This is a genomic window from Amycolatopsis sp. NBC_01488, from assembly GCF_036227105.1.
In the GTDB taxonomy this organism is placed as follows: domain Bacteria; phylum Actinomycetota; class Actinomycetes; order Mycobacteriales; family Pseudonocardiaceae; genus Amycolatopsis.
On sequence record NZ_CP109434.1, the window covers coordinates 6,223,409 to 6,236,906 of the forward strand.

Consider the following 13,498-nt stretch of genomic DNA (forward strand, 5'->3'; position numbering starts at 1 on the left):
GGGGTGCCCGCGGGGTCACCCCCGTCACCCGTTCCGGACGTCGAACTCCTCGCGAAGCGCGCGAAGATCGGAATACGCGCGCGGGGTCGCCCCGAATCGCGCGCGGAACTCGTTGATGAAATGCGACGCGCTCGCGTAGCCGACCGCCTTCGACACCTGCGTGACACTCAGCCTTCCTTCGATCAACAAGTCGCGCGCGCGGTGGAGCCGCATCTCCTTCACGAACTGGTACGGCGATTTCCCCGTCACCTCACGGAAGAGGTGCGAAAACGCCGATGGGCTGAGCGAAACCCGTTCCGCCAGGTCGCTCACCGTCAGCGGCTCGGACATGTTGTCCTGCACGTAGGAGACGACCTCGCTCACCGGGTTGCGCGCCACCTCCGACGCCGCGATCTCCAGCAGCCGCGAGTACTGCTCGGCTTGCAGGATCCGGTACACCATCTCGGCCAGGTAGATCGGCGCCAGCACCCGGCGGTCCGCGCCGGTGCCCGTCGCGCGGAGAAACCGCAGGGTGGCCGACATCAGCGTGCAGTCCAGCGGGGTGACGAACGCCCGCTCGGACTGGTTGTGGGCCACCCGGTCGAACGTGGTGGCCCGCCGGTCGAGGACGTCGGCCGACACCCGCCGCACCAGCGCGGGGTCCACCTGCAGCACCAGCGAAAGAAACGGCCTGGCCGGCGTGGCTTCGAGAATCTCCGCGGTGAAGTGCTGGCGGTCGCTCAGCACCAGGTAGTTGAACGGGTCGTACGCGTGTGCGCGCCCGTCGGCGACCACGCACTTGCGCCCCTGCGCGATGATGCACAGCGACAGGGACCGCACCTCTTCCCACTGCGGGGCGACGGGCCGGGTGTAGCGGTAGAAGGTCAGGCCCGGCCAGCCACCGGGGTTGCCACCGAGTGCGGGCGCGCGGTCCGCGATTTCGGCGAGCAGGTCACCTGCCGTGTGGCGTTCTTCGAGGGGCCGGAGCATGTCCGTCACGTCGTTCGCCTCCCGTCCGTGGACCCTCGTCGGCCCAGAGCTCCACGGTAGGCCGCAGCCGATCCCGCGGGACTGCGGATTCCGGGCGGCTATCTGTGGATTCGCGTGCGGCCTGCTCGGCGGGCCGGTGAACGCGCGGGTCGTCACCACGTTCGGCGCGCTGCCCGCTCTGTCGGCCGAGCTGCCGCGCTGCACGACGCCGAGGACCCGGCGCACGTCGAGGACTACTGGAGCCCCCCGGACCGAGACTCCAGAGCAGGCTGTTGACCGCTCCCAGAGCGGAAGTACCCGCTCAGGTCGACTTCGACGGCGCGCGTCTCGACGACCAACTCCGCTCAAGAAGCAAAGGAGACACCACGACACCAAGTTGTAAGATCATCTGGTTCGGCGGCGCGGCCGTCTAACACTAAGTGGCCGACCTAGTTCGGACGCGATCAACATTTTCGTCTCCATCCGACCGCAAGGCCCTTGCTCCGCGACGACGCCCAGGGACTGCGACCTGCGGCTCAACTCGCGTGCGAAGGTCGGCGTCGTCGGATGACCTCTTCCGCGTCAGGGAAGTGGGCCACGTGGCTGGACCAGGTCAAACGCGTAGCCGCGCAGGTCGTGCGCTCTCGTTCCTTCCCGAAGGGGCGGCTTCAGCGTCATTAGTTCAGGGCGCCGTCGCCGGACGATCGCCAGGCAAATTTGGTGCTGCCAGTGCAACGCATGCTCGTAACCGCCGATCAGGTGTCGGGCGGGCTGGCGGTGACTCGACTGCGTTAACCCGAGAGTGCTTGGGTGGACCCCAATTCGGGAGACAAGCCCCGGCCGCACGGCCTGGGCTTGTTGAGTTCGGGCTGCTGATCCGAGTCGACGTGCTGCTGACGATGGAGCGTCGGACGCGGAGGAGCGCGCGGTGTGCAGGGCGGACCGGGTCGAGTCTTTGGGATGGCGCCACCTAGACTGTCCCGCCTCTGAGCGGTCGGTTTCTGCCGGTACGTTGGCCGTCGAGGGCAGTTTCCGGCTCGACGGCCAGGGTGGGCAGGCATGATGAGCGCGCCGACCTGCGGGCCGCCGGTCGAGGAACGCACCCTGAAGTCGACCGGGACGAGTCCGAAGTGGACGATTACGTCGCAGACCCGTTGTGCGGGTTCGATCCGGTGAACACGAAGGCGATGTTCGCGGGCGCCCGCTGGCTCGCCGACCCGGCCGCGGTCTCCCGGATGCACCCGGATCTGCCGATGTACCTGGCGGTGGGGGATCAGGACCCGGTGAACGGCAACCTCGCGTTGTTCGACGTGCTCGTGCAGCGGTACCGGGACGCGGGGATCAAGGACCTGACGGTACGGGTGTACCCGGGCGCCCGGCACGAGATCCTCAACGAGACGAACCGCGCCGAGATCGTCGCGGAAATGCTGGCGTGGGCCGAAAAGATCTCGCTGTACAGGCCCGCGCGCCGCTCGCGGAGCGTAGCCCGCCCAGATGCTCGCGGCAGTCGGAGGCGAGCAACCCGCTGGGCACGCCGACGTAAGTCATAGCGAGCGCGCCCCCGCCCGTGGACCAGCATCGTGAGAGCGGTCAGATGCAGGCCCGGGTGCGCCTCGGGGCACCGCCGGACAGCTGGGACGAACCGAGCTCACCGGGTGCGGCGGGCCGTGGGCACGGGGTGCACGGGATCGCCGGCGATGACGGAGTTCTCGATGGTGCCCAGCCCGGTCACCTCCATGGTCACGGTGTCGCCGATCGCCAGCGGCGGGGGTACGCGCTCGCCGCCGTTGCGGCCCCACAGTTCGACGAGGCAGCCGCTCCCGCAGGTGCCGGAGCCGACGAGGTCAGAGGCGCGCACTTCGGTGCCGCGGCTGGCGTAAGCGACCATCTCCGGGAACGACCACGCCGAGTTGGCCAGCGAGTCCTTGCCGATGGAGGTGCCGTTGACCGACACCGACATGGTCAGGTCGAACCGGTCGCCTTGGCGGTAGGGCTCGAGCTCGTCCGGGGTCACCAGGTAGGGCCCGAGCGTGGAGGCGGTGTCCTTGCCCTTGGCCGGGCCGAGGCCGATGCGCATTTCGTGGATCTGCAGGTCGCGCGCCGACCAGTCGTTGAAGATGCTGTAGCCGGCGATGTGCCCTTCCGCTTCTTCGACGCGCAGGTTGCGGCCGCCGGTGCCGATGATGGCGGCGACTTCGAGTTCGAAGTCGAAGACGGTGCAGCCTGGTGGCATCGGCACCGGGTCGGCCGGGCCGATCAGCGCGTACGGGTTGGTGAAGTAGAACGTGGGGATCTCGTACCACTCCGGGACGACCGCCGGGTCGCGGCTGCCCTTGAACGAGCCTTCGACGTGCTGCTCGAACGTGATGAAGTCGCGGATGGACCCGGCCTGGACGGGAGGCAGGAGCCGTTGCCCGGCGAGCGCGACGGGCGCAGCGCACCGGCGCACGACCTCGTCTTCGCCGGGGCGGGCGGCCAGCAGTTCGAACAGGTCGGTGCCGGGCGGGAGCGGGTGCAGCAGGTCGTCGTGCACGAGCGCTTGCCGGTACCGGCCGTCGATCTGCAGTGCGGCGAACTTCATGCGTTCTCCTCGTGGTGCGAAGGGGTGTCGTCGATGATGGCCACGGCCCTGGTCCAGCCGGCGGAGGCGGCGTGGATCTTGTGGGGGAAGCAGGAGATCCGGAACCCGCTGGCGGGCAACGCTTCCAGGTTGTGCAGCTTTTCGAGGTGGCAGTAGCCGATCTCCCGGCCTGCCTGGTGGCCTTCCCAGATGATCGAGCCGTCGCCGGTTTCGGCGAACCGGCGGGCGGTGTGGACGAACGGCGCGTCCCAGCTCCATGCGTCGGTCCCGGTGACCCGGACGCCTTGGCGGAGCAGGTGCAGCGTGGCGTCGCGGCCCATGCCGCAGCCCCGGGCGAGGTAGTCGCCCTCGCCGTAGCGCGTCCCGGCGGCCGTGTTGACGACGACGATCTCGAGGGGGCTGAGCGTGTGCCCGATCCGCTTGAGTTCGAGGTCGATGTCGTCGGGTGTCACGACGTAGCCGTCGGGCAGCGCCCGGAAGTCGAGCTTCACGCCGGGCTGGAAGCACCATTCCAGCGGTACTTCGTCGATGGTGATGGCCCGCTGTCCATTGTCCATTGTGGACGCGTAGTGGTACGGCGCGTCCAGGTGGGTGCCGCAGTGGGTGGTCAGCTGGATCCGCTCGATGGCCCAGCCCTCGCCGTCGGGCAGGACGTCGGGGCCCGCGCCGGGGAAGTGGGCGAGCATGCCGTCGACGGTGTCGCGGTGGCTGAGGTACTCGATCTGCGGGCGCGACCCGGGTGGGTCGGAGGCGATGCCGTCCCGCAGCGCGACGGAGATGTCGACGAACGTGGGCATGGGGTTCTCCCGGGGTCTCAGGTGGCCAGCGCGGGGACCGGAGCCGCGCTGCGCAGATTGGGCAGGAAGGTCATGACGACCGCCGCGCAGAGGATGATCCCGGCGCACACGAGCAGGCCGGTGCCGAGCCCGGCGCCGGTCGCCAGCGCGCCCAGTGCCAAAGGCGCCAAGGCGGACACGCCGCGCCCGACGTTGAAGCAGAACCCGGCGCCGGTCGCCCGGACCCGGGTCGGGAACAGTTCGCCCAGGTAGGCGCCGAAGATCCCGCTGAAGGCGGCGAAGAACGCGAACAGCGGGCCCAGCCAGAGCAGCGCCGTGCGGTCGGCGGCGACCACGTACAGCGGTAGCGTGAGCCCCACGCCGGCCAGGGACAGGAGCAGCGCGTACTTGCGGCCGATCCGATCGGCGATCAGGCCGAAGACGTTGTAGCCGACGAACATCCCCAGGTTCAGGACGGTCATGAACAGGGCGACGGTCGCGGCGGGGATGCCGCGGTCGGTGTGCAGGAAGGTCGGCAGCCAGGTGGAGCCGCCCCACCAGCCGAACAGGGCCAGCGCGGCCACCGCGGTGCCGAGGAGGGTTTGCCGCCGCAGCGCGGGGGGAGAAGATCTCCGCGATCTTCACCGGAGTGCTCTTCTGCTCGGCCCATTCCGCCGACTCGGTGAAGAACAGGCCGACGATCAGCATCGGTACCACCACGCCGGCGCCGGCCAGGAAGAACAGCAGGCGCCAGTCCGGCAGCAGCGCGCCGGCCAGCAGCGCCGCGATCGCCCCGCCGATCGGGAACGAGCTCAGCACGAAGGCGACCGCCCGGCCGCGCTGGGCCGCGGGCCACGTCTCGACCACGTACGTCGAGACGGCGCCCCAGACCCCGCCGAGTCCCAGTCCCGCGGCGAAGCGCAGCAGCAGGAAGACCGCGAAGTTCGGCACCAGCGGGAGCGCCGCGGTGAAAACGCCGAACACCGCGAGCGAGAGCAGCAGCGCCCGTTTGCGGCCGTGGTTGTCGGCCAGCCAGCCGACGGTCACGCTGCTCACCCCGATGCCGAGCAGTGTCGCGGTCGCGAGCAAGCCGCCCTGGGCCGCGGTGAGCCCGAACGTCGCGCGGATGTCCGGCAGCGCGTAGGACAGCAGCAGGATCTCGAGCGCGTCGAACATGTAGGCCACGAACGCCCCGGCGAGCACGACCCCTCTGATGGAAGTCCTCATAACGGACCAGTCCCTTCGGTGAACTTCTTCGTCCCCGTTGGCGACTGACTGTACGTACGTACAGTAGGATGGGGCAAGAGCGGGTTTCGGCGATCGGTAAGGATGTGCCCGGTGACGAGTGACGGCGGACGCCGTGCGGCGATCCTGCGAGCGGCCGAAAAGGTGTTCGCGCGAGAAGGCTACGACGGGGCGACGATGCGTCAGATCGCCGCGGAGGCGGACGCCAAGCTCTCCCTGGTGGTCTACCACTTCACCTCGAAGCTCGGCCTCTACGTGGCGATCTTCGAGAACCGGCAGTACGTCAACGAGGAGCGGCTCGCCCGCCTCGCAGCGATTCCGGACCTGCGTGCCGAGGACGCGGTGGAGCAGATCGTGCACGCCTTCGCCGACCCCGTGCTGGCCCTGCACGACGACCCGGACGACATCTGGTTCGCCCGGCTCGTGATGCGCGAGGCCTCCGACCCCTCGAGTCAGGAGCGGCCGGTCATCGCGGAGTTGTTCGACCCGATGGCACGCGAGTTCATCAAGGCCCTACGCGCAGCGCTGCCCGGCAAGCCGGACGGCTTCCACCACTGGGCCTACCTGTTCGCCGTGGGCGCGCTGACCAAGTCTTCCTACGAAGTCAGGGTGAGCAACCTGACCGACAAGCCCTTGATCGACCGGAAGCAGGACATCCTGCGCTCGTTCATCGTCGCCGCCCTGCGCTACGGCTGAGCTACCGCCTCAAGGCGTCACGAGGGGAGCGCGGTGCAGCGCTTCGCGCATCGTCTCTTCGGATTCGAAGCTGATCTGGACGATCGCGTCGATCGGCGGTTCGTAGGCCGGCCCGTAGACGTTCTTCAGGAAATACCGGAAGTCCTCGGTCGTCACGGTCGATTTCTTCCGGACCACCCCGGCTGACGGAAACCAACGTTTTCGTTTAGACTGGGCGAATGCCCCGCCTGAGCGAAGAACTCCGGGAGGAGCGCCGCCGGCACATCCTGGTCAGCGCTTGGAGCTGCTTCTCCCGCAACGGTTTTCACGTGACCTCGATGGACGACATCATCGCGGCGACCGGAATGTCCTCGAGCGCGGTCTACCGGTACTTCCGCAGCAAGGACGAGCTCATCGACGCCGCGGCCGACGAGGCGCTCGTGCTCGTCCGGGACATGTTCGACCGGCTGCTGGAGCGGCGTCCGACGCCGACGCCGGCGGAGGTCATCGAGGCGATGCTGGTGGGGGTCGCCTCGCGGACGGCCAATTCCGACTACGACCTGACCCGGATCGCGATCCAGGCCTGGGGCGAGGCGCTGCGCCGCCCGGCGCACGGGGAACGTACCCGGTCGTTCTATCTGAGTGTGCAGCAGAAACTCGCCGAGTTGTCCGCTCGGTGGCGAGCGGAAGGCGTCGTGCCGGAGGGGACGGACGACGCGCAGCTCGCGACCGTCCTGATGAGCTTGATGCCGGGGATCCTGGTCGGGCACAACCTGGTGGCGGAGGTGTCCGCGGATCACCTGATCGGTGGGTTGGCTTCGCTAGGGGTGGCACTGGCGAAAGGCTGAACCCGCGGGGTTCGGTCGACGGGGGTGAGCCATCGGTCGAGCGCGGGCAGGTCGGCCACCTTCGCCGGTGCGGCCGGGAGACGGCGATCTTGCGGCTTCCGGAGAAGGGGTCCTGACGTTCGCCTTGACCGACGACCCAGACGCGGAGGTCCCGGCCGGCCTGGCGGCGTAGCCGATTGCGTCGCCAGGCCGCAGCCCGGCGTCGATGAGCCCGGCCGGCCGGGAGTGCGCGGATCCTGATCGCGGCGAGCGTGATGCCTGCGGGACCGCGGCGATCGGCGTGCGAGTGTCGGCGCCGTGGGCGCGGCGGCTTGCCACGGGAAATTCCGGGGACGCGCCGCTGTCCCGGACTCCGTCTTCGGCGGAACGGCCGGCATCGAGGGCCCTTCTCTTGACTGTTCCGGAGTCAAACGAAAACGAGCGTTGCGCTATGGCGAACCGGGCAGTAGTGTCCTGGTTACGAAAACGTACGTTTTCGTTTGTGCTGTACGGGCTGATCGGGGCCGGTGCCGACAGGAGGGCTTCAGTGGAGTTCAAGACAGTCAACCCGCAGGTGATCGAGCAGTTCCGCGGTGGCGGTGAGATCGTGGCCGCGCCCGGCGTCGGCCGGGAGAACCACATCCTGCTGACCACGGTCGGCCGCAAGAGCGGTCGCGAGCGGACGACCCCGGTGAAGGTGTTCCTCAAGCAGGACGACCGGGTGATCGTGGTGGCGGGCAACGGCGGCCGGGCGTCGAATCCGGCCTGGTACCTCAACCTGGTGGCCGAACCGCGGGTGCGGATCGAAGACGCCCAGGGATCCTACGTCGCCGTGGCGACGGTGCTCAGCGGGGACGAGCGGGACGATCTGTGGGGTGTGATCCAGGAGCAGAACCCCGGCCTGGTGGGTTATCTGGCCGGTGCCGGCCGTGAAATCCCCATCGTCGCCTTCACCGGGGAAGGGGCGTCGAAATGACCGGAAAAGTCGTTTTGATCACCGGGGGAGGGTCCGGCATCGGCCAGGCTGCCGCGGACCTGTTCACCGAGCGCGGCTGGCGGGTGATGATCGGCGGCCGGCGCGAGGCCCCGCTCGCCGAAGCCGCCGCGCACAACGGGGCCAACTACTTCGTCGGTGATATTTCCGAGCCGGGGCAGGCGAAAGCACTGGTCGAACGCACCATCGCGGTCTTCGGGCGGCTGGACGCCGTCGTCAACAACGCAGGATTGCTCGCCGTCGCGACCCTCGAGGACGCCGATCCCGACGACGTCGCCGGGTTGTTCCGGACCAATGTGCTCGCGCCGACCCAGCTGGTGCGCGCCGCGCTCCCGTATCTCAAGGCGGCAGGCGGATCCGTCGTCAACGTCACCAGTGCCGTCGCACAACGCCCACACGGTAAGGGGGCGGCGTTCTACGGTGCGTCCAAGGCCGCTCTCGACTACTTGTCGAAATCCTGGGCCGCCGAATTGGCGGGAGACAAGATCCGCGTCAACGCCGTCGCGCCCGGCCCGACCGACACGCCCATCCAGAACAACGCCGGGTCGCCGGAGGGTGTGGCGCTGAGCAAGAAGATCCAGGCCGAGCGGCTCCCGCTGAAGCGGATGGGCGAGCCGGGCGAAGTGGCGCGCTGGATCTATCTGCTGGCCGAGCCGGCGTCGAACTGGGTGACCGGACAGATCGTCGCGGTGGACGGCGGAATGGCCGTAGCGTGACGCGTTTTCTCGGTAATACCAAGGAAAATCACTATCAAGGGGTGGATTCGAAATGCGTATTCTCATTATCGGCGGCGGTTTGACGGGGTTGGCTCTGGCGAACGGGCTTCGCCACTACGGGGTGGACCCGGTGGTGGTCGAGCAGGCGCCGATCATCACCGAAGCGGGCTGGGCGATCGGGCTGAGCCCACGCCATCTCGCGGCGTTGGACCGGCTCGGCGTCACCGACCGCACCGCCTGGCCCGCTTACCAGGCCAAGCGGTACCTGATGTTCGACGCCAAGGCGGGACTGCTCGACGGGATCGTGACGGAGGCTCCGCTCATGTTCAGCCGGTCGGCGCTGCAGCTGGCTTTGCTGGACGGGGTTTCCGACCTGGTGCGAACCGGCGTCCGGCCCAGCGACCTGAACGACCACGGTGACCGCGTCGACGTCGAATTCGACAACGGCACCAGCGGGACCTTCGACGCGGTCATCGGCACCGACGGTATCCACTCGTGGACCCGCCACCACGTGTTCGGCGGACCGGAAGCCACCTACACCGGAACCTCGGTGGTGCGGTTCCAGGCGCCGTCTCCGGACTCCTCGCTGTCGGTGGCGGCGATGGCCGCGGGCGGGGACGACGCGACCATCGCGTATTTCCTGGTGGACGGCGGGAAGAAGATGCACGGCATCGTGTTCCTGCACGGCGAGGAGGGCAACCGGGCCGAACTCACCCCCGCGGAACTGGCGACGCTGTTCCCCGAGCTGCCCGGTCCGTTGAGCCTGCTGACCGAGGTGATGCGCACCAACCCGGAGAGCTACTTCACCGGGATCAACCAGGCCGTGGTGGACACCTGGGCCCGCAACCGGGTCGCGCTCGCGGGCGATGCCGCGCACGCCATGTCCCCGGTGCTGGGGCAGGGCGCGGGCGCCGGGTTCGAGGACGCCGCGATGCTGGCGGAGCTGCTGACCACGCCGGGGATGGCCGTGGCGACCGCGCTCGCCAGTTTCGAACGGATGCGCAAGCCGGAGGCGCAGGCGCTGCAGCGGCTTTCCTACGAGACCAGCCGGATGATGACCACGACGTCGGCCCCGAGCGTGATCTACGCCCAGCGCGGGAACATGCCCGGCGGGGTCCAACCGCGTCCGACGACAAGGTGAACTGGCCACCGCGAGCGTTGTGGCTCGCGGTGCCCGGCTTGGTCACGGCAAGGTTACCGGTGCGCTCCGGGGATCCCAGCAGGTCAGGCTGTTCCGAGAAGAACTCGACGTACCTCTTGCGGGAACTAATCATGCATGTTTAATATATCGACTATGCCCGTTCGGGGGTCGGGTCCAACGTCGGGCCGAACCCGTCCGGAGAAGGTGGCAACCATGAAGTCTCGCCGCACCGCCGCGGTCGTAGTCGCCGTATCAGCACTGACAGCCGCCGGATGCACGGCGGCAGGGGAGGCGTCGAACCCGAGTGGGGGCGGCGGGTCGCTCACCGTCCTGGTGGCCGCCGACGGCGGGCAGAACTACGACCCGCAGACGAACGCCGCCCCGTCCAGCGGCGAGTTCATGATGCCGGTGTTCGACACCCTGCTGAAGGAAGACGCCCAGGGCGCTCTGTCGGCGGGGCTGGCCACCGCCTGGAAGTACTCCCCGGACGGCACCACGCTCACCCTGACCCTGCGTGGCGGGGTGACGTTCCAGGACAGAACTCCCTTCGACGCCGCCGCGGTCAAGAGCAACATCGAGCGGGGCAAGACCAACCCGAAGTCGGTGATCGGCGGCCAGCTGGGTGCCATCGGCTCGGTCGACGTCCCGGATCCGGCCACGGTCGTGCTGCACCTGAAGTCGGCCGCCGGTTCGCTGCTCGGCTTCTTCGCCGGCCCCGCCGGGATGATGGGCAGCCCCAAGGCCTGGCCGAACGCGAACTACGCAACTCATCCGGTCGGGACCGGGCCCTGGCAGGTGTCGGACAGCTCCCAGCCGGGCAGCGACATGGTCTACACGGCGTACCAGGGCTACTGGAACCCGTCGGTGCAGAAGGTGCCGACCATCCACGTCCGCGTCGGTGCCGAGTCGACCTTCGTCCCGGGCCTGACCGGGCAGAGCGTCCAGGCCGTGATGCTGACCGGCGCGCCCACCGACGGCAAGACGCTGTCCGCGGCGGGCCTGCCCGTCGCCGACTCCGGCCTCAGCTACCTGCATCTGTTGTACCTCAACAAGTCCGGGGTGTTCGCCGACCCGAAGGTCCGTGAGGCCGTCTCGCTGGCCGTCGACCGCAAGACGATCTGCGACTCGCTGCTGGGCGGCGCGTGCACTGTCACCGCGCAGCCGGTGCAACCGAAGTCGTGGGCCTACGACTCCGCACTGGCCGCGCCGACGCCGGACGTCAACCGGGCCAAGGCGCTGCTCGCCGAGGCCGGGCATCCCGGCGGGATCTCTTTCACCGCAGTGGTCTCCTCCGCCGGGACCCAGCTGCAGACCGAGCTCACGGCCATCCAGCAGATGCTGGCCAAGGCGGGTATCACGATGACCATCTCCCCGATGCCGGTCGCGCAGCTGCTCCCGACCCTCGACGCTGGTAAAGCGCAGGCGTACTACTCGGTGAACACCGGCGGGGCCGACCCGGCCATCCCACTGGCGACGATGTCCGCGCCCGCCTACAACCCGGGCGGCTACCACGACCCGGCCCTGACGAGCGCACTGGCCGCCGCCGACGCGGCCACCACCCCAGCGGCCCGGGCCACGGCTTACCAAAAGGTATCCGCGGCCTACCAGGACTCGGCGTTCAACGTGGTGATCCTGAACCAGAACCTGCAGTACGCCACGGCCAAGGGCGTCTCCGGGGTCAGCGCGCGCGACCCGCTCGTGCTGGACACCAGCGCGGCGAGCGTGTCATGAACGCGGTCGCGCTGGTGACCGGGGCCTCCTGCGGGAGGCACCCATGGTGAAGATGATCGGCCGCCGGGTCGCCATCGCGGTGCCGCTGCTGTTCGTCGTCAGCTTCCTGGTGTTCGCCCTGACCGCGGTGTCACCGACCGATCCGGCGCGAGCCATCCTCGGGGAAGGTGCGACGCCGGACTCGGTCGCCCGGCTGCGTCACCAGCTCGGCCTCGACCAGCCGACCCTGCAGCGATACGGGCACTGGCTGGCGCAGCTGTTCCACGGCGACCTCGGTCAATCGTGGTACGGCAACGTCCCGGTCACCACGAAGATCGCCCAGGGGCTGCCGGTCACGGCGGCGCTGGTGCTGGCGTCCCTGGTGGTCACCGCGGCGTTCGCCGTGCCGCTCGGCCTGTACGCCGGGATGCGGCCCGGTGGCCGCGTGGACCGGGTCGCCGGTGCGGCCGCGGGGTTCCTGCTTGCCATGCCGGAGTTCTGGGTCGCCCTGCTGCTGGTGCTGATCCTCAGCCAGAAGCTGCACCTGCTGCCCGGCACCGGCACCACGGTGATCACCGCGGACGTCTGGCGGGACAGCCAGTTCCTGGCCATCCCGGTGATCGCGATCAGCCTGCCCCAGATCTGCGCGCTGTACCGGCAGACCAGGGCGTCGGCGGCGACCGTGGCGCGGCAGGACTACGTGCGGACCGCGCGCGCCGGGGGCATCGGCGAGGGCGAACTGCTCCGGACGCGGGTGGCCAAGAACGCGCTCGTGCCCTCGGTGACTCTGCTGGGCCTGCAGCTCGGCCGGATGATCGGCATCGCGGCGGTGGTCGAGTCGGTCTACGGCATGCAGGGCATCGGCTCGATGGCGGTGCAGGCCGCGCTGAGCTCCGATCTGCCGACCGTGCTCGGCATCGTGCTGGTCACCGCGGGCGTGGTGATGGCGGCCAATCTGCTGGCCGACGTCGCCTGCCACTACCTGGCTCCGAAGGCGAGGAAAGCATGATCGACAACGCAGTCGGTCCGTCCGCCCTGGTGACGACGTCGACGCCGGCCGGCGCCTGGCGCGCCTTCGGGCGCCATCGGCTGGCCGCGACCGCCCTGGTGGTGTTCGCCGTGGTCGTGCTGGCCGCGCTGCTGTCGACGGTGCTGCCGCTGCCCGATCCGAACGCCCAGGTCCTGCTCGATCGCCTGCAAGCACCGAGTCCCCACCACCTGCTGGGCACCGACGAGCTGGGGCGCGACCAGCTGGCGCGCCTGCTGTCGGCTACCCGGATCTCGCTGTGGGCGGCGCTGCAGGCCACGGTGGTCGGCGTCGTCCTGGGTGTGCCGGTGGGTCTGCTCACCGGCACCGTCGGCGGGCGGCTGGACGCCGTGCTCAGCCGGGCGTTCGACGCGATCCAGAGCATCCCCGCGCTGATCCTGGCCATCGCCGTCGTGGCGGTGCTGGGCCGCCAGCTGACCCCGGCGATGATTTCGATCGGGATCGCGTTCTCGCCGACGTTCTACCGCGTCTCGCGCGCCGCCGCGTCGACGGTCGCGGGGGAGACCTATGTCGAGGCGAGCCGGGCGATGGGCCAGAAGACGATCCGGATCGTGGCCGACCACGTGCTGGGCAACGTCGCCGCCGCGCTCGTCGTGGTGATCTCCACTACCTTCGCCTTCGGGATCCTCGCCGAGGCCGCGCTGAGCTACCTCGGCCTGGGCGTGCAACCGCCCAGCGCCAGCCTGGGCAGCATGCTCACCAGCGCGGCGAACCTGCTGAACTCCGCGCCCCAGCTGACCGTCGAGCCCGGTCTGGTGATCGTCCTGCTGGTGCTGTGCGTCTCGTTGGTCAGTGACGCCGTGCAGTCCCTGACCTCGGCCGAAGGGGGTCGCTGAC

At 69.3% G+C, this 13,498-nt stretch carries 14 protein-coding genes and 1 pseudogene; 9 read left to right on the forward strand and 6 right to left on the reverse strand.

All coding sequences use genetic code 11. The annotated features are described in order from the left end of the window. Positions 1-24 precede the first annotated feature (24 nt). Positions 25-969 (reverse strand): AraC family transcriptional regulator, encoded by a 945-nt coding sequence (locus OG738_RS29550; RefSeq protein ID WP_329056886.1) that lies wholly within the window; start codon positions 967-969, stop codon positions 25-27. A gap of 1,028 nt (positions 970-1,997) precedes the next feature. Between OG738_RS29550 and OG738_RS29555 the strand changes: the two genes are divergently transcribed. After that, a complete protein-coding gene (locus OG738_RS29555; RefSeq protein WP_329045728.1) occupies positions 1,998-2,498 on the forward strand; it encodes a serine aminopeptidase domain-containing protein in 501 nt (166 codons plus the stop codon). A 98-nt stretch (positions 2,499-2,596) separates the two neighbouring features. Here the strand turns inward: OG738_RS29555 and OG738_RS29560 are convergent, their stop codons facing one another. From OG738_RS29560 to OG738_RS44765, 4 genes and pseudogenes are all read right to left on the reverse strand, one after another. After that, complete coding sequence (locus OG738_RS29560) at positions 2,597-3,529, reverse strand: fumarylacetoacetate hydrolase family protein (protein ID WP_329045729.1); 933 nt, start codon at positions 3,527-3,529, stop codon at positions 2,597-2,599. Further along, positions 3,526-4,326, reverse strand: a complete 801-nt coding sequence (locus OG738_RS29565) for a cyclase family protein (protein WP_329045730.1) — start codon at positions 4,324-4,326, stop codon at positions 3,526-3,528. The genes OG738_RS29560 and OG738_RS29565 overlap by 4 nt, the downstream gene beginning before the upstream one ends. Positions 4,327-4,343: 17 nt before the next feature. Continuing rightward, positions 4,344-4,889 carry an MFS transporter gene (locus OG738_RS29570; RefSeq protein ID WP_329045731.1) on the reverse strand — a complete coding sequence of 182 codons (546 nt, stop codon included), beginning with the start codon at positions 4,887-4,889 and terminating at the stop codon, positions 4,344-4,346. 115 nt (positions 4,890-5,004) lie between these two features. Continuing rightward, positions 5,005-5,532, reverse strand: a pseudogene (locus tag OG738_RS44765) (MFS transporter); the annotation flags it as partial. Positions 5,533-5,643: 111 nt separating this feature from the next. Between OG738_RS44765 and OG738_RS29580 the strand changes: the two are divergent. Beyond that, positions 5,644-6,246 carry a TetR/AcrR family transcriptional regulator gene (locus OG738_RS29580; protein ID WP_329045734.1) on the forward strand — a complete coding sequence of 201 codons (603 nt, stop codon included), beginning with the start codon at positions 5,644-5,646 and terminating at the stop codon, positions 6,244-6,246. Between the two features lie 9 nt (positions 6,247-6,255). Here the strand turns inward: OG738_RS29580 and OG738_RS29585 are convergent, their stop codons facing one another. Then, a complete protein-coding gene (locus OG738_RS29585; RefSeq protein WP_329045735.1) occupies positions 6,256-6,402 on the reverse strand; it encodes a hypothetical protein in 147 nt (48 codons plus the stop codon). A gap of 62 nt (positions 6,403-6,464) precedes the next feature. On the opposite strand from OG738_RS29585, the gene OG738_RS29590 reads away from it, so the two are divergent. From OG738_RS29590 to OG738_RS29620, 7 genes are all read left to right on the forward strand, one after another. Further along, a complete protein-coding gene (locus OG738_RS29590; RefSeq protein ID WP_329045736.1) occupies positions 6,465-7,073 on the forward strand; it encodes a TetR/AcrR family transcriptional regulator in 609 nt (202 codons plus the stop codon). Between the two features lie 430 nt (positions 7,074-7,503). After that, complete coding sequence (locus OG738_RS29595; RefSeq protein ID WP_329045737.1) at positions 7,504-8,028, forward strand: nitroreductase/quinone reductase family protein; 525 nt, start codon at positions 7,504-7,506, stop codon at positions 8,026-8,028. Continuing rightward, positions 8,025-8,762, forward strand: a complete 738-nt coding sequence (locus OG738_RS29600) for an SDR family NAD(P)-dependent oxidoreductase (protein ID WP_329045739.1) — start codon at positions 8,025-8,027, stop codon at positions 8,760-8,762. The genes OG738_RS29595 and OG738_RS29600 overlap by 4 nt, the downstream gene beginning before the upstream one ends. Before the next feature lie 52 nt (positions 8,763-8,814). After that, positions 8,815-9,903 carry an FAD-dependent oxidoreductase gene (locus OG738_RS29605; RefSeq protein WP_329045740.1) on the forward strand — a complete coding sequence of 363 codons (1,089 nt, stop codon included), beginning with the start codon at positions 8,815-8,817 and terminating at the stop codon, positions 9,901-9,903. A gap of 213 nt (positions 9,904-10,116) precedes the next feature. Beyond that, complete coding sequence (locus tag OG738_RS29610) at positions 10,117-11,634, forward strand: ABC transporter substrate-binding protein (RefSeq protein ID WP_329045741.1); 1,518 nt, start codon at positions 10,117-10,119, stop codon at positions 11,632-11,634. Between the two features lie 43 nt (positions 11,635-11,677). Further along, entirely contained in the window at positions 11,678-12,622 is a 945-nt protein-coding gene (locus OG738_RS29615) for an ABC transporter permease (RefSeq protein ID WP_329045743.1), read from the forward strand. Then, the gene (locus OG738_RS29620; RefSeq protein WP_329045745.1) at positions 12,619-13,497 is read left to right on the forward strand and encodes an ABC transporter permease; all 879 of its coding nucleotides are present in this window, start codon (positions 12,619-12,621) and stop codon (positions 13,495-13,497) included. The genes OG738_RS29615 and OG738_RS29620 overlap by 4 nt, the downstream gene beginning before the upstream one ends. Position 13,498 lies beyond the last annotated feature (1 nt).